We start from the raw sequence: 25837 nt of genomic DNA, 5'->3' as shown, positions 1-25837 counted from the left end.
CAAGGTCTTTGTTTTTGAAATAAAATAAAGTAGTATGCATGGCGGGATCCTCCAATTAGGAGGAACATGCAGTTTAAAAGATCAAAAGCCGGATTGATACCGGTACTTGTTGTTGCAACACTACTTATGTGTGGCTGCAAATCAAATGATTATCAGGTTATACAAAGTAAAGATTCATCTATAGAATCAAGTACTAAAGATTCTGTAGAAAGCGGCTCTTTGAATGAGGCTTCAATATCGAAGAACTCTATAGCGGATGCTTCTGCGACAGACGATTCTGTAGCGGGTGCTTTTGCAGATGGCAATAGTACTGATAATAGCAACTTTGATGGAAGTATATCTGATGTTATCATCAAGGTATATGTATGCGGAGCTGTTAATAACAGCGGCGTCTATGAATTATCATCCGGAGATAGGATTGCTGATGCGATTGATGCTGCAGGAGGCTTTAGCACTGAAGCTGCCACAGAATATCTGAATCTTGCAATGGTTGTTTCTGATGGTATGAAGATTCAGGTACCTACAACTGATGAGATCGAAGAACTTGAAAAGGCGGAGGCTCAAAGTAGTAGTGACAACCAGGCGGATGTCAGTGCAGATACATCATTTGTTGTGACAGGTGATGGAAAGCCCGTAGATACCAATAAACAGAATAGTGAAGCTGATAATACTTCTGCCTTGTCTTCTTGTGATAATGCTTCTGATAGCAGCAACGTACTTGTTAATATCAATACTGCAGGAGTAGATGAACTCTGTACCTTGAGCGGGATCGGTAAATCCAGAGCAGATGCCATAATCGCTTATCGTAATGAGAATGGACCTTTTAAGAGTATTGAAGATATCAAGAAGGTCAGTGGGATCAAAGACAAAGTATTTGAACAGATCAAAGATAGTATAACAGTATAGAAAGTGGGGACGATATGTCACGTAAAGCACTTGTTGTTGATGATGAAAAGTCAATTGTAAAGGGACTTAAATTTAGTTTGGAACAGGATGGAATGGAAGTTGACTGCGCATATGACGGCGCTGAAGCTTTAGAGCTTGCCAAGGCCAATAAATACGATATCATTCTTCTGGATGTAATGCTTCCTGAACTTTCAGGTTTTGAAGTATGTCAGGCAATCAGAGAATTCAGCAATGTTCCTGTTATCATGCTTACTGCTAAGGGTGATGATATGGACAAGATCCTGGGCCTTGAATACGGTGCTGATGACTATATCACAAAACCATTTAATATACTGGAAGTAAAAGCAAGGATCAAGGCTATCATCAGACGAGCAGCATCTGTAGAATCCATGTCTGAGATGGTATTTGGTGATCTTAAGATCAATAAAGAATACAGAAGAGTATTTGTAAGAGATAAGGAGATAAGCCTTACAAGCCGTGAGTTTGAAGTATTAGAGCTTCTTGCTGCACATTCAGGCAAAGTCTTTTCACGTGATGAGCTTCTTACAGATATCTGGGGTGATGAGTATCCGGGAGATGTTAGAACAGTTGATGTTCATGTCAGAAGACTTCGTGAGAAACTCGAATCTAATCCAAGCGAGCCTAGATATGTAAGAACAAAGTGGGGCTCAGGATATTATTTTCAGGCATAAATCAGTATGAATCTGAAAACATTTTTTGGTGAATTATTACATAAATTAAAAATAGTCAATATATTCAAAAGTCTGCGTGCACGTATCTTCGTACTTGTCTTTGTGACAGGCCTTATATCCTGTCAGGTTGTCCACTTTGCAATATTAGAGACATATGAAGGTCGTGCGGTTGCAGTTCGTACAACTGAGGTTCAGACACAGGCTCGTATCCTTGCTGATCATCTGATCACCTATGGATACCTGCAGGATACCTCATCTGAAGTTGTCGGTGCTGAGCTTGACATGCTTGCCAATCTTTATGATGGACGTGTCATGATCATTGATGACAATCTCAAAATTATCAAAGATACCTATGGTATAAGTGAAAAGAAGACCATTATCTCAGAAGAGGTTGTAAAGTGCCTTAAGCAGGGCGATAACGGTACAACATCTGTTTATGATGCTAATAATGGTTATATTGAGATCACTACACCTATCACTAAGAGCCAGATTGTAGAAGATGAAAACGGCAAGGAAAAAGAAATTGAGACGGTAGTAGGTGTCATACTTACCAGTGTATCTACTGATAATATCAGTACTACTCTTGACATTCTGAATAAGAACGCAAGCTCTATAGAACTCATAATAATAATTATTATCTTTATGTTTTCTTTGTTTGCAGCTAATATTCTGCTCAAGCCTTTTGACAGGATCACAAGTGCGATCAATGATATCAAGGCAGGATTTACCAATGAAGAGATCTCTGTTCCGGATTATCTTGAGACAGAGCATATAGTTACTGCCTTCAACCAGCTTCTGTCCAGGATGAAGACTTTGGATGAATCCCGTCAGGAGTTTGTATCCAACGTATCACATGAGCTTAAGACACCGATAACATCTATGAAGGTACTTGCTGATACTCTGGTGGCTCAGCCGGATGCTCCTATTGAGATGTATCAGGACTTCATGCAGGATATTAGTAAGGAAGTTGACAGAGAAGCTACGATAATCGATGATCTTCTGTCTCTTGTCAAGATGGACAAAACAGCGGCGCAGCTCAATATCTCTACTGTTGATGTCAATGAGATGACTGAGATCATACTAAAGAGACTTCGTCCTATAGCACGAAAGAATAATATTGAACTTACATTTGACTCAAGGCGTCCTGTTACAGCAGAGATAGATGAAGTCAAGCTGTCACTTGCGATTATGAATATCGTTGAGAACGCTATCAAATATAATAAGGAATCGGGCTGGGTCAAGGTAATACTTGATGCTGATCATCAGTCCTTTACTATTACAATATCAGATTCAGGTGTTGGTATACCTGAGGATTCAACAGATCTTATCTTTAACAGATTCTATAGAGTAGATAAGTCAAGATCACGAGAGATAGGTGGAACAGGACTTGGTCTATCCATAACCAAGAGTGCGATACTGATGCACAGAGGATCCATTGACGTAGATAGTGTCCTTGGTGAGGGTACTACCTTTACTGTTACGATACCGCTTAGCTATGCTAAGTAAGATGAAGTAAGGCTAAGTGTTGTTATGGATAGTGAAGTTGACTTAAGTATAGTGAAGTTAGACTAAGAATGATGAAGAAATATCAGGTATGACTACCAAAGAGTAAGTGAAAAAATACAGGGATTAAGTGAGATAACAGGGAGAATCAGAGTCAGAATGAATAGTAATATTTTTCTCTGAAAAAAAGAATATCAAAGGTCGTTAGAGGAAGAATAGTGCTTGTTCTTATTCTTGCTGTCTGCATGACTATGACCGCGTGTGCAGGTAAAATTGGAATGTCAGGTGACGCGGAAAAAGCTGATAATGAAGTTAAGATTTATTATGTCAACTCTTCTGAAACAGGGATTGTAGCTGATGACTATACTCTAACATCTGATATCAAAGATACGGATGCTGTAATAGCAGAGCTTATAGAGCAGCTTTCTCAAAATCCTGATACTTTTTCTTATGAAGCTCCTCTTGCAGGCAGGATCGCCCTAATAGATTACAAATTGACAGATGACAGCCTCATTCTTAATTTTAATGAGTCTTATAATTCTGTTGATCATGTTACTGAGATCCTTGACAGAGCTGCTATGGTTCGTACACTTACTCAGATTGATGCGGTGAAGACTGTTACTTTTCAGGTTGGCGGAAGCCCGCTTACTGATGCTTCAGGTAACGTTATAGGAACTATGACTGAAGATACCTTTATCTATAATGCAGGTAACGAGATCAATACATATGAGAAGGTGACACTTACTCTTTATTTTACAAACGAGTCTGGAGACGGACTTATCAAGGTATATCGTACTGTTGTATTCAATAGTAATATACCTATGGAGAGAATCGCGCTGGAACAGCTTATCGCCGGCCCTAACACAGATGAAGTATATCCTACGATCAACCCTGCTACCAGTATAAATTCAATAACAGTAAGAGATGGTATCTGCTATGTCGATCTTGATTCTGCATTTACGACAGAGCCTTATACTGTTACAGCTCAGACTGCAATATACTCTATAGTTAATACACTTTGTGAATTTGCTGAAGTTAATAAAGTTCAGATAACAGTTGACGGCAATAAAGATGTCAAGTTTATGGACAGCCTAAGTCTTTCAAGTACATATGAAAGAAATCTTGAGATCATAGAAGAGTAAAAATCAGTAAAAGTTAGAAAAACCAGAAAATAGAAAAATCAAAAAATAGGAAAATAAGAAAATGTTTAGAAGGCCACTATGCCTTGTTACAATGGCATTTGTGGCGGCTGTCTTTATATTTCTCTTGGTATATCCGCCGGATTATTCTGATCTGGGATATGAAAACGGAGAATATATCACAATATCGGGAAAAGTCACTTCCAAAGAGACCGGAACCGATTTCGATGACAATCAGGTTCAAGTTCTATATATCGAAGATTCTGAAAAAGAGGATACTATAGTAAAAGTATACCTTGCGTCTTCGTATCAGGATATCTATGATAATATCCCCAAAATAGGTGAACAGATAACAGTGCAAGGGGAATACTATGCCTTTTCAAGAGCAAGTAATCCCGGTGAGTTTGACAGCCGCACATATTATAAAATATTGAAAATTGAATATCAGATAAGGGAAGGTATAGTCAAATATAACAATAATGATCCGGATAGATTTAAAGAATCATTGTATAGGATGAGAGAGCATCTAAAAAAGATCATTGATGATACCTTTGAAGATGAGGATGCATCTGTAATGAAAGCAATGCTTCTTGGAGACAGAACATCCATGGATGAAGATATAAAGGGATTGTATCAGGGCGCAGGAATAATACATATTTTAAGTATATCAGGGCTTCACATATCGATTCTTGGAATGGGTCTTTATAATCTTCTTAGAAGATTAAGGCTTAGGATAATGCCTGCTGCATTGATATCTATTGCAATGATGATGTCATACGGTATAATGTGCGGAATGGGTACATCAGCGATAAGAGCTATCATCATGTTCTGTATTCATATGTTAGCTATAGTTCTGGGACGTACCTATGATATGCTGACAGGCCTGTCTGTAGCTGCCATGCTCCTTATATTCGAGGAGCCTTTGTATATCTATCATAGCGGCTTTTTGATGAGTTTTGGAGCAGTTATTGCAATAGGACTTGTACTGCCTACTCTGTCACAGGACATCATTCCAAGAGATGCGGATTATACAAAGCGTATGGATAAACTCATAAGGAATTCTGAAAACAGGACAGTCAGAGATTATCTTATGATCGCCAGAGAAAAGATCGTGGAAGGCGTATTGTCTATAGTAAGAGCATCGCTATCAGTATCTGCTGTGATCTTGCCTGTGCAGATGAATACGTATTATACATTCCCTGTATATTCTGTCTTTCTTAATATTCTGGTACTTCCTTTCATGACTATATTACTGGGACTTGGAATAGCAGTACTTACCTTGGGAAGTGTTTGCACAGGAATAGCTTTGTTTCCCGGATTTATGTGCCACATCATCCTTACCATGTACAAAGGGATATGTATAGGAAGCAGGTACCTTCCTGCAAATACCTGGTATGCAGGACATGCCGATGCATGGCAGGTGGTGATTTATTATATTCTACTTATAGTATTCATAATATCTCATAAGTATATAAGAGAATATATAAAAAGAAAACTTGATCCGGAAGATTCCGGCAAAAACGGTGTTGCAGAAAAACGCCCTGAAAAACAAAAAAGAATCATATACCCGTATCTTGTATATCTTATACCGGTGGTAGCAGTATGGATCCTGGCTATAAGAATAAGACCGGATCTGCGGCTATCATTTCTTCATGTAGGACAAGGGGACGGTATTGTAATAGAAATGGAGAACATGACCTATCTTGTAGATGGAGGCAGCACCTCAAGATCCAATGTAGGCAAGTATATATTGACACCGTATCTTAAGTATGAAGGGATAGGATATATTGATGCATGTATCATAACTCATGAAGATAAGGATCATATATCAGGTGTATTGGAATTATTGGAAGCTATGTCGTCAGGAGGGATCAGGATTGGAAGTCTTATACTTCCGGATTGTGATACCAGATGCAGAGAATCCGGCTATGAGCAGCTGGAAGAAGCTGCAATAAAAGCAGGCGTTCCGGTTTCTTATATAAAAAGAGGCGATCAGCTTCGTACAGGAAGCAGCGATATCACCATAACCTGTATAGGCCCTCCTGAGGGAATGTACACAGACGGAGCCAATGCACACTCCACTATCCTTTATATAGAGCACAAAAACTTTTCAAGTCTTCTTACAGGAGATGTAGAAGAAGAAGGACTTAGAAGTCTTAACGAATTCATGAGTCAAAACAGTAGTGAGTTTTCAGATCTTACTTTATTAAAGGTTCCGCATCATGGGTCAAGATATACGACAGATGAAGAGTTTTTGGATATACTGGATCCCCTTTGTAGCGTAATATCCGCAGGCAGGAACAATATGTACGGACATCCACATGAGCAGGTACTTGAAAGGCTTGAAGCAAGCGGATGTAAGTATTTTATAACGTATGAACAAGGCGCTATAACTGTAGATAGCGATGGCAGGGGAGATACACTCAAGTTAAAAAGCTTTCTTGCCAATAATGGATTGTGGTAAGATATAGTAAATGACTTTAGGAATATATATGCTGCATATTAAAGGTGGCATGGTATCGGGAGGCAATGATGCCGGCAAAGACATCAGAATTTAAAGCTAAGCATAGCGAGATAGTTAAAGATATAAAAGCAGAAGATTTTAAACATTGCTACCTTGTATATGGCGAAGAAGCATATTTAAGAAATCAGGTCAAAGATGAACTCAAAAAAGCTCTTTTAGGGACTGGTGATTCCATGAATATGAGCCGCTATGAAGGCAAGGATATAAATGTCATGGAAGTGATAGATATGGCAGAGACTATGCCTTTTTTTGCTCCAAGACGAGTTATAGTGGTAGAAGAGTCAGGACTTTTTAAAAACGGATGTCCGGAACTTGCCGATTATATAAAGTCGCCATCAGAGACTGCGTATTTTCTATTTGTTGAAAGCAGTGTTGATAAAAGAAAAGACATGTTCAAAGCTGCCAATTCGAAAGGACTTACCATTGAGTGTGATACGCCGGATATAGCCGATCTTAGGGTATGGGCAGGACGAAGACTCAAGAATAATGGACTTATGGTAACAGAAGCTACATTGAATTTTTTCTTCGAAAGAGTTGGAACAGATATGTCTAATGCTGCCAATGAACTTGAGAAGATCAGCTCATACTGCATGGGAAGAGATAGCGTAAGTGTTTCAGACGTTGACGCGGTATGTGCTAACTGGCTATCTAATCAGATATTCGCTATGACAGATGCTATAGTAGAACATAATCAGAAGAAGGCTATGGATCTGTATTATGATCTTCTGGCACTTCGTGAACCACCGCAGAAGATACTGGCACTGATATTCAGGCAGTTCAACATCATGCTGCAGGTCAAAGAAATGTCTGATAATCATAAAGATAAGGCAAGTATCGCATCAGCAGTTCATCTGGCACCGTTCATAGTCTCTAAATATATAAACTGGGCCAGATCATATACCATAGCGCAGCTCAAAGCATGCCTTGAAATGTGTGTTGCAAGTGATGAAGCATACAAGAGCGGTAAGCTAAATGATGTGATAAGCGTAGAAATGATAATAGTAAAGTGCTCAGCCAGATGATCTGTAACCTATATACTAAACAGATAGGTATTTTTATTTAAAAAAATATATAGAAAAAATATATAGAAAAATATTTTGAAGTTAACTTAACTTTCCCCAAAAGTTTGGGAAGGTTTAGGGATTATTATAAAATCATGGAGGACTAACATATGGAAAGACCATTACCACAGCAGATTTACAGACATTTTAAAGGGAATCTATATCAGGTTCTTACTATCGCGATTCATTCTGAAACCGGAGAAGAGCTTGTAATATATCAGGCGCTCTATGGAGATTATAAAGTTTATGCAAGACCTCTGTCCATGTTCACAAGTCCTGTCGACAGGTTGAAATATCCTGATGTTTTGCAGAAGATGAGATTTGAACTTGTGGATCCTGAAAGCTTATCTGATCAGGGAAAAGAAGATGCAGAAGCATTAAAACGTCAGGAAACACATAATACAGTAATCTTAGGCTCACATGATACATTAAGCGGATCAAAGGCTACAGGATCACCGGATATATCAAGAAGTGATGATACAGAATCTATGGATACTGTAAAAAGCTCATTTGTAGTTCGTCCTGAGAAAAAGCAGGAGCTTAATATAAATATTCAAAAAGAACCTGAAAGAGAACCTGAAAAAAAGGCTTCTGCAACTGATACTGACAGTTATTTTATGAATAAAACTATAGAAGACGAGGCTGATGAACTTAACCTTGATCCTAATGTAGTAGCTTTCCTTGATAGCGACTCTGCCAAGGCAAGGCTTCAGATCCTTGAGAAGATAAGACCTATAGTAACAGATGACATGATAGATATAATGGCTATGGCCATAGATGTGGAAGTTGAGCCGGGAGATGTGTATGACAGGCTTGCAGATCTTCGAAACTGTCTTGATACTATAGCCAGATTTGAAACAGAAAGACTTAGATAAGAACTGCTTAAAATAAGAATTATGAATATAAAAAAGCTCTTTACTTTACATGGCGTAAGGTAAAGAGCTTTTGTTATGTTAAGATCAATTATTTTTAGTAAGCACTTGTATTAAAGTCTGATCTCCTGAGTTGCAACTTCGCCGTCTTCCATAACAGGATCGATGAAGTGGATCTTCCTTAGGAAGTTAAGTGTTATATCAGAGCGATATACAACATAATACATTATAAGAGCCAGTGCTATAGCACTCACAACATCGATAACGCAGTGCTGCTTGATGAACATTGTAGATAGTACGATCGAAAGTGAGATGAAGTGTGAGCACAGTTTCCAGCCTTTGCTGAATCTCTTGCTATACTGAATACTAAATGCGCCGCCTATAGCATTGTAAACATGCATGCTAGGGAAGACATTGGTAGGCGTGTCATATTTATAAAATACAGATACAAGAGCTGTAAATATATTGTTCCTCTCAAACTGAGCCGGTCTTAGGTACTGAATAGTAGGGAAGATCGTTGATATGATAAGGAACAATGTCATACCTGTTCCGAGAAAGATCATGAATCTCCAATAATCTTCCTTCTCGTATTTGAGAAGAGGATATGCAGTACAAAAAGCGATAAAGAAGAACCATAGAATATACGGAATAACGAACACTTCCATAAATGGTATCATATCGTCGAGTCTTGTGTGCATTTCTGTAAAGTGTATGACTTTACGAGTTTCTATGTAGTTGAACCATACTAGGTATATAACGGCATATATAGCAGTGGGAATCGTCATAAGGATGGATTCTTTGATTCTTGTAGCCGTTATAGGCTTACTGAACTCATCTGCTTTGATAAAATTTTGCATAGTATTTTCCTTCTCTGATAATGTAAAATGGCATGATGTCTGAATTTACAAATACTACTATACTCGTTCATACCGGCATTATCAATATGAAACTGACTGAAAAAATATCGATATTTCGGTAAAAAATGGTCAAATATTACAAAAAATGTAAAAAAAGCAAATTCATAATAGATATCGGATTATCAGACCATGAGTTTTAGTTTAAAACCTGTGTTCTTGATCAAAATATCATCAGATTTTACGGAAACTTCGCCGTCAGTATGAACCCATAAAGGCTTTTGTGTTTTTATATGTATCTCAGAACTCTTTAGTGCATGAATTCCATTGTACTTGAACTGCTTACCTTTTTTGGCAGAAGGTAGTGCTCTCATTATGGTAAAAAAGGACATATCTCCTGCGGCACATACGTCAAAACAGCCATCGTTACAGTCAGCATAAGGGCCGAACATAAATCCGCCACCTTCAAAAGGATGAATCATCATTGCAGCAAAAATAGCTTTATCAAGGTGGAGCTTTTCACCTTCTTTGGTAGTGATATCCATAGCGTTTTTTTCTATAGAGAATATCTGATGAAGAGCTATAAGAAGATATGTGAGCTTCCCGAGATTGATTGCATTAAGGACTTTCTTGAGCCTTGAAGAAAGAGCTTCTTCGCATACTGCAGCATCGAAGCCTATTCCTGCACTGACATCAAAGTATCTTGTGGTCTTAACTTCATCATCATGAAGTCTTGAATAGGTGGATGAAATATTGTTGTATGTGATCTGGCCGATATCTGAAGTCCTAAGAACTTTACCTTCGGTAATCCTCTGGATAAGTTCTGAAGTATCAATATTAATACCAAGACCAAAGGCAAGATCCCCGGCAGATCCTCCCGGGATATATCCTAAAACGACTTTGTCAAAATCTGTGATGCCATTAATAACTTCATTCATAGTCCCATCGCCGCCTATGACTATCAGTTTTAGAGGGGATTCTTCTGAATGCATTTCCATTAGTGAAGTAGTGAGCCTTTTGGCATCTCCGGCCTTTTTGGTAGATGCAGCCTTATATTTAAGCCCTGCTACAATAAAACCTTCTTCAAGTTTTTTCCAGGTATAATATCCCCGTCCGGAACCTGATCCGGGATTGACGATTACATAATACATACAACTCCTCCTAGAAGTGCATTAGACGCACATAATAACTATATTATAGTCCGGAGATCTTTTAAGATCATCCTAAGTGGTTATCTATGATTTTGCTTTTTTTATAGTAAAAACACAGACAATGATAGTATATTCTCTAATCCTGCAAAAATGAATATATAAAAAATGTTGTTAAATACGTCATATAATTTTGACACCTATAACCCATTACAAAATTAATGTAATTTGTTTGAATATTTGGTCAAAAAATTACTTTTGTCATATAGAAATTGATGTATCTATATGCTATGATATGCCAAGTGATGCTTAAAACAGTAGAAAACCGTATAAGTCGGTAGATATGTCAGGAGAGAGAAAATGTATTCATTGGATGAAGTCAAAAAAGTTGATCCCGAAATCGCTCAGGCAATTGAGGATGAAATGCAGCGTCAGAATGATCACATAGAGCTGATCGCTTCTGAGAACTGGACCAGTAAGGCTGTAATGGCAGCAATGGGAAGCCCTCTTACCAACAAATATGCAGAAGGCCTTCCGGGTAAAAGATACTATGGCGGATGCTATGTTGTAGACCGTGTTGAGAATCTTGCCAGAGAGCGTGCCAAAGAGCTTTTTCATTGTGATTATGTAAATGTACAGCCCCATTCAGGCGCTCAGGCCAATCTTGCAGTGCAGTTCGCACTTCTTGAGCCAGGTGATACTATTATGGGTATGAACCTTAATCAGGGCGGTCATCTTTCTCACGGAAGCCCGGCCAATATCTCCGGTACATACTTTAAGGTAATTCCTTATGGTGTAGATGAAAACGGATTTCTTGATTATGACGAGATGAAGAGACTCGCCATTGAGAATAAACCAAAACTTATAATAGCAGGAGCTTCTGCATATTGCAGAACAATTGATTTTAAAAAGTTCAGAGAGGCAGCAGATGCATGCGGAGCTATCCTTATGGTAGATATAGCTCATATCGCAGGTCTTGTTGCAGCAGGGCTTCATCCAAGTCCATTCCCATATGCAGATGTTGTAACTACTACAACTCACAAGACACTTAGAGGACCAAGAGGCGGTATGATCATGTGGAATCAGGCTGCCCAGGACAAGTTTAAGTTCAATAAGGCTGTATTCCCGGGAATTCAGGGCGGCCCTCTTGAACATGTTATCGCTGCCAAAGCTATCTGCTTCAAGGAAGCACTTGATCCTTCATTCAAGGTATATCAGCAGGGAGTTATCGACAACGCCAAGGCTCTTTCAGAAGGTCTTATGAAAAGAGACATACAGATCGTTTCAGGCGGCACTGACAATCACCTTATGCTCGTGGATCTTACTAACTATGACCTTACAGGTAAGGAAGTTGAGGCATGGCTTGACGAAGCTCATATTACTGCCAATAAGAACACAATACCTAATGAAAAACAGTCTCCTTTTGTAACAAGTGGTATCCGTCTTGGTACACCTGCTGTTACTACAAGAGGCATGAATACAGAGGATATGGACAAGATCGCCGAAGCTATTGCTACAGTTATCAAGAAGAAGGAAGCCGGAATCGAAGAAGCAAAAGAGGTAGTTAAGTCTCTTACAGACAAATATCCACTTATCTGATCCTTTTTATAAGATCCTGTAAGCTTATTCTTAAATATGTATTTCAGATCCGGGGAGCTTATCCTGAATCAGAGTTTTTTCAGGTCTGGTAAGCATGCCCTAAATCTTATTACTTTAACAGATTCAGGAATATGATCTAAGTACAAAATAATAAATTGTCATATAAATAAGACAATTAAAGCCATGGCATTTGGTTATCTTAATCTTATGCTATGGCTCTTTTTATGTAACTTTTGAGATCATATGAGTTGTAGTGTCCTATATTTTCCATAGATATTAGGTTATCAAAAAGCTCTAAATGGTATAAATGTAATAGGAACGGAAGATTTGAGTTATGTTTATAATTTTCAGAAAATAATAAAATATATAAACAAATAGCAGATATTAGTACAATTAATCAATTCAATAACAGAATATAAATAAAAATAACTCAAATTGACTTGACAAATCAAAATAGCTTTAGTATACTATAATCAATCCAAACGAATTAAGTGAAGAAAATACTTCGGGGGACCGAAAGAAAGGCAGGTATACTCCAAAGACATAAGTAATTTACTATAACTGCTGGAAAGGAAGGTACGGACCACCAGACTACTTAATTTAGATTTACGATTAAGAAACAGTGTTATATTATTACAACGGCTTTAGTACATGATTAGTGGCGACGATCAATATCTACATCTTGACCACCACAGCTTTTAAAAGCAAAAGTGAATGGAAAGAGCAGGTTGAGAAATCGGAGGTACAGTCCATTGGGATGTGAAGATCCAACGCAGATATTTATTAACAGAGTAATAATTAGTAAAAAAATTTCAACAGAATGAAGAACGGTGGCTTGAAGAGAAAAGGTCGCCGTTCTTTTTTTGTGCTTTTTGTGTTAAAATGATTTTAAGTATTGTCATTACTATTTTTATTCGTTTCATCTTGTTCTTATTTCGGTTAGGGAGGGAAAAAAGATATGAGGGAAGAAAATAATAATGCAGTAGTTGAAACGGCTCAGGATTTAGAACAGGGTAATGTTCAGGAAAAATCTAAGCAGCAAAAAAGAGAAAATCGCCGCAGGCGCCGCCTAAGATCCCAAATGTTTGCATATTTAATAGTACTTGTACTGATTACAGTATCTATAACAGGGCTTGTATGGGGGATCAAGAAGGTATCAGCAGCTGTGATAGATCATCAAACACAAAAAGATGCCCGGATCGCAGCTTCAGAAAGCTCTGAGAATACAGAGATAGCTATTATCACACCTGATGATGAGGAAGTTCCGCTGGCTTCTGAAGCGGATGAAATAGTTAATAACAGAATAGATGCCACTCTTCTTAATATGACCCTTGAAGAGAAGGCTGCATATATCTTTTTTATAACACCTGAGCAGCTTACGGGTGTTGATAGCGCTGTCAAAGCAGGCTCAAGCACTCAGGCTGCACTTGAACAGTATACTGTAGGCGGAATTGTATATTCGTCTAATAATATAAAGAGCGATGATCAGATCAAAGAAATGCTTGCTACAACTTCGCAGATGAGCAGATATCCTTTACTTCTTGCTGTATCGGAAGAAGGAGGCTCAAAAAGTGTAGCTGCTACAAGTCTTGGAATTACCGGAACCAAAGCTCCATCACTTCTTGAAGGCAGTGATGATGCAGCCCAAAACGCCGGCGCTCTTGGATCCTACCTTATCAACTACGGCTTTAACATGAATCTTGCTCCGAATCTTAAACTTTCGGATGCAGAGAATTTATTTGGAACGGACGCCAATCTGACAGCTCAGATGGCTTCTGCATATATATCTTCATTAGAAACAACAGGTGTAAGCGCATGCGCATCTTCTTTCCCTGTAGCAGTATCAGATCCGGCATCAGGACTTGAAACATGTGATCTGTCAATAGAAGAGCTTCAGGCCGGAACTTTTGTACCGTTCGAATGTGCTATAGATGCAGGTGTTGATGCGATCATGGTCAGCAATATAGCATGTCCTTCTATTTCAGGTGAGGGAATACCCTGTAGCCTTTCAGGAAGTGCAATTACCGATACTTTAAGAGGAAATCTTGGATATGATGGCATAGTCATCACAGATGCCATGAACGTCCCTGCTATCACCGACGCATATACTTCTGATCAGGCTGCTGTTGCTGCTATAATTGCAGGTGCGGATATGATCTTCATGCCAGAAGACTTTCAGGCAGCTTATAACGGAATCATTGAAGCTGTAAATACAGGTATCATTACAGAGGATAGACTTAATGAGTCAGTAAGACGTATACTTCGTGTAAGATATACGTATGATGCTATGTAATTTTCGGGAAAATGCATATTGGAAATAATACGTTTTCCTTGTACAATACACCCTTGTGGTATTTAAGTCGTGCTTGAAAAATGTATTTTTCAAACTTGTAATCAAAGATGGACATATACTAATTTATTTTAAGGAGAAGACAGCATGTCAAGTATAATCACTGAATCTCAGAACTTTGACAATGAAGTTTTATTTTGCAATATTTTCTCTCAGAGAGATAAGAAAGAACTTGAGAGAATCTTTTTGAAAAACAGGATTTCTTATTATATCGATTGGCAGAAGCAGTCACTGTGGCAGAGACTTTTTTCAAGAAAAGGAAGTGACCGCATCAACTGTTTCGTTAAGATCAACAGAAGCGAAGTTGAAAAGGCATATGGCCTTGTTAAGAATATTCAGGGACTTAAGTTCAAGGATATTACAGGTGATACAGAAAGACGAGCAGTTACAAAACGTGCTCTCATGGATGAAGCAGAGGATTTAGATGAAGAGTAAAGATTCTGTTAAGGGTAGTGCAAATTTGGCCCAAAATAGTGCCAAAGCCCCAAAAAATGGCAGAGGATCCAAAATGCCCGCCTCAAAGGCTGGCAAAGGTGTACAGGGATCAAAGAAATCCATAACAAAGACTGAAAAAGGCGAAAAGAAAACAAAGGAGCCTTTTGCAAAGTCTTTAAAAGGCAGCAAGGAAGCTAAAAAGACTGTAGTAAGGTCTGAAAAGAAATCCACAAGATCAGATAATACATCTGTAACAAGTTCTAAGAGCAGATGCCCTGTATCGAAGAAGTGCGGCGGATGTCAGTTTATTGATATGCCATACCGTAATCAGCTTAAGGTTAAGCATGAAAGGCTCGAAGAGCTTCTTTCCAGGTACTGCACTGTAGGTGAATTTATCGGTATGGATGATCCTGACCATTACAGATGCAAGGTTCATGCTGTCTTTACTCATGACAGAAAGGGCAATCCTCTTTCAGGAATCTATCAGGAAGGATCTCATAAAGTAGTACCTGTAGAGTCCTGCCTCTTAGAAGATAAGAAAGCTGATGAGATCATAGCTACTATAAGAGGGATGCTCCGTTCCTTTAAGATCAAAACATATGATGAAGATTATGGACAGGGACTTTTAAGACACGTTCTTATAAGAGTTGGAAAAAATAGTGGTCAGATCATGGTGATCCTGGTTCTTACTAGTCCTATCCTTCCATCCAAGAATAATTTTGTTAAGGCACTTTTAAAGGCTCATCCTGAGATCACAACTATCGTACTCAATGTTAATGACAAGCATACAAGTATGATACTTGGTGATAAGGAGAAAGTTCTCTACGGCAAGGGCTATATCACAGATACAGTTTGCGGTATGGAATTCAAAATATCTCCCAAGTCTTTCTATCAGGTCAATCCTGTTCAGACTGAGAAGATGTATTCAAAAGCTATAGAACTGGCTGATCTTGATGGCAGTGAAGAAGCTCTCGACTGCTATAGCGGCGTTGGAACTATCGGAATCATAGCAAGTCCTCATGTTAAGCATGTTACAAGTGTTGAGATCAATGGAGATGCTGTAAGGGATGCTATATGGAATGCCAAGAACAATGACATAGATAATGTCACCTTTTATAAGAACGATGCTACAAGATTCATGCAGCAGATGGCTGATTCAGGTGACAAGGCAGATGTAGTATTTATGGATCCTCCAAGAAGCGGTGCTACAGAAGAATTCCTTAATTCTCTGTTCGTACTTGGGCCTTCCAAGGTAGTATATATATCCTGCGGACCTGATTCTCTTGCAAGAGATCTTGGTATCTTTGTAAAGAACGGATACATAGTTACGGATTGTGTACCTGTTGATATGTTCTGCCATACAAGATCGATAGAGACGATCGTGCTTCTAAAAAAGAAGCTATGAATGAGTCAGAACAGCCAACTTTAATTATCTGTAGTATTTATTGTTTTTATTGAATTTATTATTTTGATATATAAAAAAGAGCATCAATTTTTGATTTCTATGGAAATGTCAAAAAGATGCTCTTATTTTTTGCATTATTTTCCTGTACAATAGATAAACGAATGCTAATGGGGGGAGAAAAAATAAGAATGCAGATTTTTGTAAGAGATAAGAAATTCTATGCTACACTTGTAGCGTTTGCACTTCCAATAGCGCTTCAGCAGCTGATCACAGTCGGTGTCAATATGGCTGACAATATCATGTTGGGTCAGCTTGGCGAAGCTCCTATGAGCGGTGCTACACTTGCCAATAATTTCATTACAATATTCCAGATCATGTGCATGGGACTTGGTATGGGAGCAAGTGTACTTGTCAGCAGATTTTTTGGAATGAAAGAGAAGCAGAACATGAAGAAGTCTGTCAATATCATGTTCAGGCTGCTAATAGTATTCTTACCAAGGGTACGCTACGAGGAGGCGGAGATACCAAATTCCTCATGGTCGCAGATATTATCTTTTTGTGGGTTTGCAGCATACCACTTGGAGCTATCACCGGACTTATACTTAAGTGGCCGGGATTCTATGTATATATAATGCTCAGGATAGATCAGTTTATCAAATGTATAGTTTGTATTGTAAGACTACATAGCGGAAAATGGATCAAGAAGATAAACAAGACGTGAAAAAAATGGTATAACTATAGGAAGGATATTAAAGTAGCAGATAGTTCTATAATAAAAGGCCTCAAGGGAGAAAAGACTTGAACGAACAAGACGTTAGATACAGCACTGCAGAAGAAGCCATAATAGATTCTTTTTTTCTTCTATTAAAGGAAAAAGACTATGATAAGATCTCGGTCTCTGATGTTGTCAAAAAGTCAGGAATCGTGCGTAGTACTTTTTATAATCATTATGAGAATGTCACCAAGCTTATAAGCGCGGCAGAAGATAAGACTATTGATGATATCTTCAGACTTATGGAATCCTTTCATCCGCAAAATGATCATGAGCTTTGCAGGTCATATTTCCTTGCTATCTGCAATTATACAAGGGACAATCTGTTTCTTGCTGGACTTTTTAAGAGCCCTAGGGGCAATTCCTTTTTGGAAAAAGCTATGACTATGTTCCATAGATATGTATCAGGTACTGGCAAAGAAGGGGGTGCTGTCCCTAAGTCCAGAGAGCATTTTACCTTCCTTATTGCAGGAACTATTGGTTTTACAATAGGTATACTTCATAAATGGACAGCGGAGAACTTTGAGTCCCCCGCTGAAGATGTTGCAGATATTCTGGCTCAGACCTTCCTTAAGGGAGTCCTTCCGTACCTGTGGGATTGATGCAATACATCGAGACTCTTAAAAATAAATTGAGATTCATATATATAATTCAATGTCTGCCGTAAGAAATAATCTGAGATAGTTATGAAGTCTATACAGCCTTTTGGGATGACCCTGTCTGGCTATTACCAAAGCGCTTGATCTTGCCTGTAGCATTTTTTTCAAAAGGATCGTCTCGTATTATAAGCTTTGTGATATGCCTGTAGGATGGCTGCGCAGCGTTAAAATTATCTATTATGGCCTGTAAAGATTCCTGAACTGAATCTTTGGACAGGCCTTTTTGTTTGGTTACATCTTCGTCAGGATATATGGATGCTGTAAGGCCGTTATTTTCTCCGCTTACTACCACTTCACGAACTAAAGGATTTAGTGAGAGCTTATTCTCAATCTCTTCCGGGGATACATTTTCACCGTTTGATAATATGATAAGGTTCTTGACTCTTCCGTTTATATAAAGGTATCCGTCATCGTCAAGGTATCCCTTGTCGCCTGTATGCATCCAGCCATCTTTAAGAGCCTTATCTGTCTCTTCTTCCATCTTGTAGTACCCTTTCATAACACTGGTACCTCTAACAAGGATCTCACCATCTTCAAAGGACAGCTCCACATTTGCAAGCGGCTTTCCGATAGAACCTTTTTTATGATCTGTCAATGTATTGGTTGTGATAACAGGAGAGCATTCTGACATACCATAGCCTTCGAATATATCAATACCAAATTCATTGAACCTATCAATATAGTATGGATCAAGATGAGCACCTCCAGTAAAGATTATCTTAAGATTTGATCCAAATATCTTAGTAGTTAGAGCTGCATTTATAGAAGAATGCGTGCTGGTAGAAGCAGATAAGTTTATCGCAGCTGCGATCTTCTTGTACACAGATTCTATCATAAGGGGCACCATCAGCATGATATCAGGATTAAAGATACTCATATTCCTGACCATATGCATTAGTGAATCATTGATGCATATGCATGCACCTAAAGAAAAGCCTTTCATCCAGTCCATTACAAGGCAATATGCATGATGGATGGGAAGTACACTTAGAACTACTGCTCCGGGATCAGCAGTATAGTCTACGTTTACAACATTATCATACAGGTTCTTATGTGTTAACATTACTCCCTTACTCTTACCGGTAGTTCCTGAGGTGAAGATTATAGTTGCAAGGTCGTCTTCACTGGGAGATGGTAGAGATGATGTGAGAGTTCCAAGGGACATAAGATTATAAATACTATCCACCTTAAAGGATTCATCGGCAATGCCTTCCGGAGTATATTCTGACATATACCATATATCCCGTAGCTTTGGACAGTTAGCGGAAGATGCTTTTATGATATTAACAAGCTTGGGACTTACAAACAGGGCTTCGCAGTCTGCTCTGTTAATAAGATCTGTGATCTCATCTTCAGGAAGGGATGCATCAAGAGGAACTGCGATATTGCCTCCTGTTACGATTCCAAAATATGAAGCAACCCACATATATGATGATTCGCCTATTATAGCTATGTGGGAAGAGCTATAATCTTTGACTAAAAGCCCTCTTCCTATCATGCTTATCATTTCGTCAAGTTCTCTATATGATACCCTACAGATGTTCTTATGATCCAGATATTTGATGGCAGTAAGGTCTGGATAAGACTGGGCGCTTTTTTGCCAGAGATCTTTGATTGTATGTGTCATCCTGCCACCTCCGGGTTACTAATAAGATTGAGAGCTTCGTGGATAGTGCGGATATTGATGACCTTGTCTTCATCAAGACTTAGGTCAAACTCATCTTCAAGCTCTCCAAGCATTGACATAAAATCAAGTGAGCTAAGCCCAAGATCTTCACGGAATCTAAGATCATCCTTGATATCTTCGGGTTTTATCTTACAGTACTGAGCAACAATAGATTTGAATAACAGTTCTTTTTTCATAAATAAATTCCTTTCGGTTGTCGTAGGCGGAAACCCACTGCCCTTGGGCGGTGGGAGGAGCCTTGTAAATTGTTATCCAAGAACATACATGCTATAATATACTCAACAGCAAGTTTTACGAGAAAACCGTTAGGTGCGCTGTTCACCAAAGGCACTCTTTGTACATTGGCAAGTATATATGAGGTTGTAACACATAAGTCTTGGTGTTACGTAAAATATACTCAAGCATTAGCGTTTACTGTACGGCATGGGAATATATTATCCGTGAGGTTAATATATAGAGTACCTGATACAGTTACAGATAAGCATGTCTTGTCTGTAAGGGGCGGTGTCAACCGTCCCATGATGCGACCCCACGGAAGTTACACCGACAAAATGTAGGAGTTATTGCAACGAACTACAGGGGAGTCGCAAGCCACGTACCTTTAGGTGCGTGGTAGTTGACAATATTAACCTCCTTCTTTAGACCATTTTTTGACCTTATGTCGCGAGCAAAGCGAGCGGCTAATGGTTCAAATTGGTGAAGCTCGCGTCACCAATTTGGGTTTGAAAATGTTACACTTTCAAACTTATGATCTCTTCAATTGATAAGTTTGGTTGTTCTACGCCTCTAAATATGATCCTCATAAGATAATAATTTAAAAGCTCTATATCCTTTTCATTAAGAACAGCAGTCTGATAGTGATAGGAGAAGTTCATACCGCCGTCTGCAGTATGGGATACGGTGAGATACATCTTCTTGGTAGCTGCTCCGTTGGCAAACCATTTAGTGTGAAGGGGTATATCTTTAAGGTATGGATTGTCAGGCTTTACAGTAAGTGGCTGGTAAGTCAGATAGCAGCTTACATATGAAGTGTTATCCGGGGTGTTGTATCGCTTTTTGATCTCGTCCCATATAAGGGCCGGGTCATAGCTATTGTGCATATAGATGCGGTTTTGCATATTCTGGATCTCATATGCGGCAGTGAGGAATTCTGTATCAGAAGATATCACTGTCCTGCAAGGGAACATGATGGTGCGGCTTCCTCCAGAAGTCCATTCGTCTCTTGTTGATCTTCTGGATATAAAGTTTTCAATAGATATATCTTCCTGACCATTGTTTACTTTAGATAGATATGTTCGCAGTCCCAGCAGCAGGAGATTGGTCATGGACAGCTGATGGTTCATACAAAAGTCCATAAGAGTGCTACTTGATCCAGGATCAAGCTGATAATCCTTAACTGCGACGAACAGATCCTTAAGTTCTATATCTGCAGCTCTTAAGTTTTTGTTCTTATGTCTTTTTCTTGAAGCTTCTAGTACTGATGGTCCTTGAATGTCAGAATAAAGAGGCTCTCCCCATTCATCCAAAAGATCATTCCAGAATTTTTGATCCTTGGCATGCCTTTTCTCATTTGAAGCTTTCTTTAGGTCACTTGTAAGAACGCTTTCATAATCAGCCAGAGGTTCCGGATAGTCGCTTCCAAAGCGGTAATGGGTGTACAGCGACATGATGTCATTGACCATAACAACTACTGCGCAGGAATCCATAAGGCGGTGATCTATATGGATCCAAAAACCGTTGTATCCGTTAGGAAGCTTTACAAGCATGAATTCGCACATGGGGATATCATCGCCGTCAAAGGTCGTATAAGCAAGTTTTTGAAGGATGTCATCTGCCTGTGCAAGGGACATATCAGACAGATCTTTATATGATATGCTTATATTGTTTTCTTCAGGGATATACTGGCAGATAAGGCCATCTTTATCAGGCTTTGTGAACTGAACTCTAAGGCATTTATATCTTTCGAGTTCTTTTTCGATACATTTTTTTAGTATATCGAAATCAAGATCCGCTTTCAAAGATGCTACTACGCTAAGGCCGGATACCTGCTGGGTATGATATTGGCGTATCCATCTGTAGTGGAGCATCTGTGCTGCGGTTAACGGGTACTTATCAGACATTTACTAACTCCTCCCTTTTGATTATGTGATTTGTGGTTGGCAATAGAACAATTTCAACCTTTAGAACTTAAAAAACAAAATATCATAGACGAAATAACGAATCCATAGGCAAGGAGAGTTAATGAACAAACGATTAAAAATTGACCGAGACTTATCGAACAAAACGATATATTGTGTTCGATAAAAAGACTAGAGGGGCTACTTGGTTATTGAGGGGCGTTTTGTGATTTATAAAAATTGATGTAAACATTGATTGAAAATGCATTTTATTTTAATTAAATTAAGTGGTTTTTGCGTTGGCGCTACTATATCATTACAATCAGGAGGTGGTCTCTTATTTATGAAGATTGGATATAGTACTAAGATTGTGGCAGATAGTATATTATCAAGGGCGGTAAGACGCACTGTCAGTGCGCTTGAAAGAGATATCAGAAATACTTGCCTTAGAAGTGGCGGGGGATTTTTGGATATTGTATTAAAAAAAGAGAAATGTATACCAAAAGAAGAATATATACAAAAAGAAGAATATATACAAAAAGAAGAATATATACAAAAAGAATGTTTTGTTATAAAGGCGCTGGAGCATAATAAGCTCGGGATTTATGCATCAGATGATCTTGGACTTATATATGGGATATATCACATAAGTAAAACTTTTTTATCAGTTGGTGAGTTCTGGTTTTGGAATGAACAGGTATTTAAGAAAAAAAGAGGATACCAGGTTCCGGATGACTATACATATGAATCAAAGCCTTACAAGGTTAGATTCAGGGGATGGTTTATTAATGATGAGGTTTTACTTAGTGAGTGGAAGCCTGTAGTAGATGGCAGTGTAAAAGAGGATTATCCCTGGGAGATGGCTTTTGAAGCACTTCTTCGCTGCGGGGGGAATATGACGATCCCAGGGACTGATTTTAATGCAGCTAGGTTCAGAGATCTTGCAGATGAATATGGCCTATATATAACTCATCATCATGCTGAACCTTTGGGTGCAGAGATGTTTTCAAGAGTATATCCTAAGCTTGAAGCTTCTTTTGACAAGTATCCTGACTTGTTTATAGGGCTTTGGGAGAAGGCTATCGCTAAGCAGAAAAAATACCACGTAATATGGAATCTTGGATTCAGAGGGCAAGGAGACAGACCTTTCTGGGCAGATGATCCTTCTTATGATACCAAAGCTAAAAGAGGACAGCTTATATCAAAACTTATAAGAAAACAGTATGAGATGGTCAGATCTCACGATGCCGGCGCTGTATGCTGTACTAATCTCTACGGAGAGATCATGGAATTATACCAAGGAGGATACATCGACCTTCCGGATGATGTTATAAGGATCTGGGCTGATAACGGCTATGGCAAGATGGTATCAAGGAGACAGAACAATCATAATCCAAGAGTTATGGCACTTCCCGGTAGGGGTGACACAGGCGCTCATGGGATCTATTATCATGCATCTTTCTATGATCTGCAGGCAGCAGCTATGATGACTATGCTTCCTAATTCGCCGGAGTTTGTAGAAGATGAGCTTTGCGAAGTACTTAAACGTGGAGGAGACGATTCCTGGATCATTAACTGTTCTAATGTTAAGCCTCATACATATTACCTTGATCTTATGGCAGTTTTTTGGAGAGATGGAATAAGTAGGGATCAAAATGATAAAAAATATACTATAAGTAATCATCTATCTGCCTATGTAGATAGGTATTATGACTCTGCTCTAAACAAAATGGTTGAAAAGGCGTACAGCTTGTGGCCCTATTACAGCGTCAAGTACGGACCAAATGAAGATGACCATGCAGGAGAGCAGTATGCCAATCACTGCGCCAGGATCCTTGTAGATAGCTTTATAAGACAGTATCACATAATAGAAAATGATGTGGATGGGCATCATAAGATAGCTCCTTCCTTGGAATTACAGTGGGCTTGTGACAGGCATAGTCTAAAAGACCAGGTTTATTATTTCAAGGAAAAATATGAAGATGCTGTAGAAGGATACAAAGAGTATCTTGGATTTTGTATGTCAGTAGAAGATAAACTAAAAGCTGCAGGAGATAAGAAGGCAGCTATAGTTTTTGATGACAATCTGATCTGCCAGGTTCAGTACCTGTATTATAGCTATCTTGGAGCCTTGCATATATGCAGTTCTATAGAAGCGGTACTTGAAGGAACTGGAGATGAGAGGTTCATAAAAGCTTTCTATGAAGCAGGTCTTTCTTCCAAAGTCTTTAAGAAAGGTTACGATACTATGAGAAGTCATGAACATGGCATATGGAAGGGCTTTTATGCCAATGACTGCGAATCAGATATAAGGCAGTCCTACTACGTAGCTCAAAGCCTCATGTCTTATTTAAGGGTTCTTGGAGATGGTCCTCACTTTTATAAATGGCAAAGAAAATATCAGCAGGACGCTGGTGGTGACAAGGTCCTGCTGATATTAAGACTTAAATCTCATATTACAGATGACAAGATGTGGGAACTTATAGATGATCAGGCATCAAGTCTGTTTTGAATATCTTCTTCCTCTTCATCTTCAGTTTCATTTTCATCTTCTTCAAGGCTGTAGCGCTTTTCAACTGTGACTTTCTGATTGTAGCAGTCGAATACTTTATCGATATGATCTTCATTCATCTTAGGACTTAGAAGACTCACTACAGGGACGATCACAAGACCTATAGCCATGGTGAATGCGCCGGCGTTAATAGGAGATGCTATGTAGTGGAATATCATGTTGGTGATAGTGATGCCAACTCCTGATATGAAGCAGGCCCATACAGAAGCCTTGGTTGTCTTTTTCCAGTACAGACTATAGAGGAAGGGTGCAAGGAATGAACCTGCAAGCGCTCCCCATGAATAGCCCATAAGCTGAGCTATGAATGTCGGAGGATTAAGTGCTACGATAACAGATAATGCTATGAACATAACCAGAAGGATTCTCATAGTTAGAAGCTGCGCCTTGTCCGACATCTTCTTGTTGATCTGAGCTACAAGATCAAGTGTAACAGATGAACTTGAAGTAAGTACAAGCGATGACAGAGTTGACATGGAAGCTGAGAGTACCAGCACTATTACTATTCCGATAAGGATATCAGGAAGCCCTGAGAGCATAGCCGGAACTATGGCATCATAGGCAACAGAGCCGTCAGCATTAAGGATTGCAGCATTGCCGCTATAAAGTCTTGCAAAACCGCCCAAAAAGTATGAACCTCCTGCTACTACCATTGCAAAAAGTGTGGATATGATAGTCCCTGCCTTGATAGCCTTCTCATCGCGGATAGCATAGAACTTGCCAACCATCTGAGGAAGTCCCCATGTACCAAGGGATGTTAGGATGACAACGCCCATAAGGTTAAGAGGATCAGGCCCGAAGAAAGAAGTAAAGGCACCCTGCATCCCTTGTGTAACAGACAGATCTGATTCATACGTAGAGAGTGTTGTAAGCGCATGTATAAATCCTCCGTTATTATGAAGGACTGCGAGGATAACTGCAGATATACCAAAGAGCATGATAACACCCTGCACGAAATCGTTGACAACAGTTGCCATGTAGCCGCCCAGTATTACGTATACACAGGTAAGGCCGGCCATTACGATAACACATACGCCATAGGGAATATTGAAAGCCATTCTAAACAGCCTTGAAAGACCGTTATATACAGATGATGTATATGGTATCAGAAAGGCAAAAGAGATAAGGGCAGCAGCAAGTCGAAGGCTCCTACTCTCAAATCTTTTGCCAAAAAAGTCAGGCATGGTCTTAGAATCAAGATGCTTGGTCATGACTCTTGTGCGCCTTCCAAGAATACGCCATGCAAGAAGAGAGCCTATGACAGCGTTGCCGATGCCTGCCCACGTGGCAGATATTCCGTACTTGTAGCCGAACTGTCCTGCATAACCTACAAATACTACTGCAGAAAAATAGGATGTACCGTAGCCAAATGCTGTAAGCCAGGGACCGGCAGATCGTCCTCCAAGAACGAATCCTTCTACGCTACCTGCATGTTTTCTTGTTGCAATTCCGATAAAGATCATTACGCTAAAAAAGATGATTAGAAATAAGATTTTTACTGCCATTTTAGGCCTCCCCATGATAGAATAGTTTTTCTCTTGCTGT

20 protein-coding genes are annotated in these 25837 nt (G+C 39.0%); 14 read left to right on the top strand and 6 right to left on the bottom strand.

Annotated elements, in window-relative coordinates:
* The first annotated feature begins 66 nt into the window (after positions 1–66).
* The 7 genes from I7804_RS15845 (at position 67) to I7804_RS15815 (ending at position 8700) form a co-directional block, all read left to right on the top strand.
* Positions 67–906, top strand: coding sequence for a helix-hairpin-helix domain-containing protein (locus tag I7804_RS15845; RefSeq protein ID WP_248404142.1), 840 nt, complete (start codon positions 67–69; stop codon positions 904–906).
* A 14-nt stretch (positions 907–920) separates the two neighbouring features.
* Positions 921–1598, top strand: a complete 678-nt coding sequence (locus tag I7804_RS15840) for a response regulator transcription factor (protein ID WP_022754566.1) — start codon at positions 921–923, stop codon at positions 1596–1598.
* Positions 1599–1604: 6 nt separating this feature from the next.
* Positions 1605–3104: a sensor histidine kinase gene (locus tag I7804_RS15835; RefSeq protein WP_022754567.1), complete on the top strand. Its 1500-nt coding sequence runs from the start codon at positions 1605–1607 to the stop codon at positions 3102–3104.
* Positions 3105–3319: 215 nt separating this feature from the next.
* Positions 3320–4243, top strand: a complete 924-nt coding sequence (locus I7804_RS15830; protein ID WP_248404141.1) for a GerMN domain-containing protein — start codon at positions 3320–3322, stop codon at positions 4241–4243.
* A gap of 61 nt (positions 4244–4304) precedes the next feature.
* Positions 4305–6704 (top strand): ComEC/Rec2 family competence protein, encoded by a 2400-nt coding sequence (locus I7804_RS15825; protein WP_248404140.1) that lies wholly within the window; start codon positions 4305–4307, stop codon positions 6702–6704.
* A 68-nt stretch (positions 6705–6772) separates the two neighbouring features.
* Positions 6773–7786 (top strand): DNA polymerase III subunit delta, encoded by a 1014-nt coding sequence (gene holA / locus I7804_RS15820; RefSeq protein ID WP_022756680.1) that lies wholly within the window; start codon positions 6773–6775, stop codon positions 7784–7786.
* A gap of 149 nt (positions 7787–7935) precedes the next feature.
* A complete protein-coding gene (locus I7804_RS15815; protein WP_248404139.1) occupies positions 7936–8700 on the top strand; it encodes a DUF1653 domain-containing protein in 765 nt (254 codons plus the stop codon).
* Between the two features lie 110 nt (positions 8701–8810).
* On the opposite strand, the gene I7804_RS15810 is transcribed toward I7804_RS15815, so the two are convergent.
* Positions 8811–9554, bottom strand: coding sequence for a phosphatase PAP2 family protein (locus tag I7804_RS15810; RefSeq protein ID WP_022756678.1), 744 nt, complete (start codon positions 9552–9554; stop codon positions 8811–8813).
* 182 nt (positions 9555–9736) lie between these two features.
* On the bottom strand, positions 9737–10702 hold the full coding sequence (locus I7804_RS15805) for a diacylglycerol/lipid kinase family protein (protein WP_248404138.1): 966 nt from the start codon (positions 10700–10702) through the stop codon (positions 9737–9739).
* A gap of 357 nt (positions 10703–11059) precedes the next feature.
* Between I7804_RS15805 and glyA the strand changes: the two genes are divergently transcribed.
* From glyA to I7804_RS15775, 6 genes are all read left to right on the top strand, one after another.
* Positions 11060–12298 (top strand): serine hydroxymethyltransferase, encoded by a 1239-nt coding sequence (gene glyA / locus I7804_RS15800; protein ID WP_248404137.1) that lies wholly within the window; start codon positions 11060–11062, stop codon positions 12296–12298.
* Positions 12299–13256: 958 nt separating this feature from the next.
* Positions 13257–14591, top strand: coding sequence for a glycoside hydrolase family 3 N-terminal domain-containing protein (locus I7804_RS15795; RefSeq protein WP_248404136.1), 1335 nt, complete (start codon positions 13257–13259; stop codon positions 14589–14591).
* A gap of 144 nt (positions 14592–14735) precedes the next feature.
* Positions 14736–15083: a hypothetical protein gene (locus I7804_RS15790; RefSeq protein ID WP_022754576.1), complete on the top strand. Its 348-nt coding sequence runs from the start codon at positions 14736–14738 to the stop codon at positions 15081–15083.
* A complete protein-coding gene (rlmD, locus tag I7804_RS15785; protein ID WP_248404135.1) occupies positions 15073–16488 on the top strand; it encodes a 23S rRNA (uracil(1939)-C(5))-methyltransferase RlmD in 1416 nt (471 codons plus the stop codon). Before I7804_RS15790 ends, rlmD begins: the two co-directional genes overlap by 11 nt.
* A gap of 188 nt (positions 16489–16676) precedes the next feature.
* Positions 16677–17120: an MATE family efflux transporter gene (locus I7804_RS15780; protein WP_248404134.1), complete on the top strand. Its 444-nt coding sequence runs from the start codon at positions 16677–16679 to the stop codon at positions 17118–17120.
* Between the two features lie 166 nt (positions 17121–17286).
* Positions 17287–17862: a TetR/AcrR family transcriptional regulator gene (locus tag I7804_RS15775; protein ID WP_248404133.1), complete on the top strand. Its 576-nt coding sequence runs from the start codon at positions 17287–17289 to the stop codon at positions 17860–17862.
* Positions 17863–17953: 91 nt separating this feature from the next.
* On the opposite strand, the gene I7804_RS15770 is transcribed toward I7804_RS15775, so the two are convergent.
* The 3 genes from I7804_RS15770 to I7804_RS15760 all read right to left on the bottom strand — a co-directional run bounded on the left by I7804_RS15770 (position 17954) and on the right by I7804_RS15760 (position 21726).
* A complete protein-coding gene (locus I7804_RS15770; protein ID WP_248404132.1) occupies positions 17954–19546 on the bottom strand; it encodes an AMP-dependent synthetase/ligase in 1593 nt (530 codons plus the stop codon).
* Positions 19543–19782 carry an acyl carrier protein gene (locus I7804_RS15765; RefSeq protein ID WP_027205316.1) on the bottom strand — a complete coding sequence of 80 codons (240 nt, stop codon included), beginning with the start codon at positions 19780–19782 and terminating at the stop codon, positions 19543–19545. The genes I7804_RS15770 and I7804_RS15765 overlap by 4 nt, the downstream gene beginning before the upstream one ends.
* 555 nt (positions 19783–20337) lie before the next feature.
* The gene (locus I7804_RS15760; RefSeq protein ID WP_248404131.1) at positions 20338–21726 is read right to left on the bottom strand and encodes a condensation domain-containing protein; all 1389 of its coding nucleotides are present in this window, start codon (positions 21724–21726) and stop codon (positions 20338–20340) included.
* Between the two features lie 340 nt (positions 21727–22066).
* Here I7804_RS15760 and I7804_RS15755 point away from each other — a divergent pair, with 340 nt between their 5' ends.
* Entirely contained in the window at positions 22067–24235 is a 2169-nt protein-coding gene (locus I7804_RS15755) for a glycosyl hydrolase 115 family protein (RefSeq protein ID WP_248404130.1), read from the top strand.
* Here the strand turns inward: I7804_RS15755 and I7804_RS15750 are convergent.
* Positions 24214–25797, bottom strand: a complete 1584-nt coding sequence (locus tag I7804_RS15750; protein WP_248404129.1) for a sodium:solute symporter family protein — start codon at positions 25795–25797, stop codon at positions 24214–24216. The two genes, I7804_RS15755 and I7804_RS15750, sit on opposite strands and share 22 nt — an antisense overlap.
* Positions 25798–25837 lie beyond the last annotated feature (40 nt).

The sequence above is a fragment of the Butyrivibrio fibrisolvens genome (assembly GCF_023206215.1).
Lineage (GTDB): Bacteria > Bacillota > Clostridia > Lachnospirales > Lachnospiraceae > Butyrivibrio > Butyrivibrio fibrisolvens_C.
Note: the sequence above shows the minus strand (reverse complement) of the source record. Positions and strands in the feature narration are given on the sequence as shown.